The following is a 1,156-nucleotide window of genomic DNA, read 5'->3' on the forward strand; positions in this document are numbered from 1 at the left end:
AGTTCATTACCCAGAAGAAACAAAGTGGAAAGTCATTGAAATGAAGAAAGACGGTTATTCAAATCGTGCAATTATGGAGAAACTCGGAATTAAAAATGTTTCCCAAATTAAGACATGGATGAAATGGTATCGTACAGATCAAACGTATCGTTTTCAACAACCTGTAGGAAAACAATATTCTTATGGAAAAGGACCAAAAGAGCTCAGTGAATTAGAACAGCTACGTTTAGAAAATAAACATCTAAAAACAAAATTACTTGTATGGGGAAAGTATCTGGAAATCGAAAGGGGCTGAAACCAGAAACTGTAGTTACTTTATGGAGAAATGTACAAACAAAAATAACGGTAAAAGACTTGTGTAACGTATTAGAATTACCCCGTTCTACATTTTATCGTTGGTTACAACGAACGGAAGATCTGAAAGATGATATAGAAGAAAAAGTAAAGGACGTCTGTCTTAGGCATAAATTCCGGTATGGATATCGAAGAGTGACCGCTACTCTTCGAAAAATGGGACTGTGTGTCAATCATAAAAAAGTATTACGAATCATGAGACAAAATCATATTCTTTCAAAAGTGCGTCGAAAGAAAAAGAAATATATCAATGGTGCGGAACCAATGGTAGCCCCTCATCGATTGGAGCGCCAATTCGATGCATCCAAACCAAATGAAAAGTGGTTTACGGATGTGACGTATCTCTTATTTGGAGAGCGTACCTTGTATTTATCAACGATCATGGATGCCTTTAATCGTGAAATTATTAGTTGTGTCATCAGCGAATCACAAACACTGACATTAGCGATGAAAACATTGAAACAAGCAATGAGAGGGCGAAAAGTAAAAGATGTCCTTCTTCACTCGGATCAAGGAAGTATTTATACAGCAAAAGAATTTCAAGCGTATGCCAAAGAAAACGGCATTATCACCAGCATGTCCCGGAGAGGAAATTGCCATGATAATGCCGTCATGGAAAGCTTCTTTGGTCATTTAAAAAGTGAAGCTTTCTATTCACAAAAGATAACAAAAGTATCCAACACAACTGTGCGAAAGATTGTGCTAGAATACATTCATTACTACAATTGTGTGCGAATTCAAGAAAAATTAAACCACCTATCCCCTAAAGAATTTAGGGAACAAGTGGTTTAGGTGTTTTGAT

Annotated in this window: 1 protein-coding gene; it reads left to right on the forward strand. The window is 36.3% G+C overall.

The window, feature by feature from the left end; genetic code table 11:
* A protein-coding gene (locus COK05_RS30130; protein WP_141539314.1) for an IS3-like element ISBt2 family transposase occupies positions 1-1,146 on the forward strand; the annotation gives its coding sequence in 2 pieces (ribosomal slippage) (positions 1-242 and positions 242-1,146; 1,147 coding nt annotated over the 2 pieces). This gene is flagged as partial in the annotation.
* Positions 1,147-1,156: the final 10 nt, after the last annotated feature.

The sequence above is a fragment of the Bacillus cereus genome, from assembly GCF_002567495.1.
GTDB classification, from domain to species: Bacteria; Bacillota; Bacilli; order Bacillales; family Bacillaceae_G; genus Bacillus_A; species Bacillus_A cereus_AQ.